Source organism: Arthrobacter mobilis (assembly GCF_012395835.1).
GTDB lineage: Bacteria > Actinomycetota > Actinomycetes > Actinomycetales > Micrococcaceae > Crystallibacter > Crystallibacter mobilis.
Window position 1 is genome coordinate 468,493 of record NZ_JAAZSQ010000002.1, and the last position, 704, is coordinate 469,196.

Below are 704 nucleotides of genomic sequence, written 5' to 3' on the forward strand. Positions count from 1 at the left end.
GCTGACGGCCGCCGTGATCGTGGCGCCTGCCGGGTTTTTCAGGACGAAGGTGGTCCCGCTGACGCCGGTGACGGCCTCGCTGAAGGTCGCCGTGATATTGCCGCCGGTAGCCACCACGGTCGCGCCCGAGCCCGGCGTGCGTGCCGTCACGGCCGGTGCCGCTCCGGTGGTGAAGGACCAGCTGGTGCTGGCCAGCGGAGTGCCGGGCGTGTCCCGGATCGCCGCCGTTCCGCCGGTCAGCGTCGCGGTGTACCTGGTGTTCGCGGCCAGGTTGGCGCTCGGGTTCAGGGTGGCTACCCGGGTGGTCGCGTCATAGCTGACGGCCGCCGTGATCGTGGCGCCTGCCGGGTTTTTCAGGACGAAGGTGGTCCCGCTGACGCCGGTGACGGCCTTGTTGAAGGTTGCGGTGATGTTGTTGGCCACTGCAACCGAGGTGGCGTTGGCACCCGGGGTGCGTGCGGTCACGGCCGGGGCCGCCGTCGTGGTGAAGGACCAGCTGGTGCTGGCCAGCGGAGGGCCGAGCGTGTCCCGGATCGCGGCCGTTCCGCCGGTAAGGGTGGCGGTGTACGTGGTGTTGGCGGCGAGGTCGGCGCTCGGGTTCAGGGTGGCCACCCGGGTGGTCGCGTTGTAACTGACCGCTGCCGGGATGGTGGTGCCGGCCGGGTTCTTCAGGATGAAGGTGGCCCCGCTGACGCCGGTGACGG

Annotated in this window: 1 protein-coding gene; it reads right to left on the reverse strand. The window is 70.9% G+C overall.

All coding sequences use genetic code 11. The features are described from left to right. Nucleotides 1-704 (reverse strand): Ig-like domain-containing protein (locus HGG74_RS21370; RefSeq protein WP_246262616.1); only part of this gene is annotated, 704 nt, incomplete at both ends.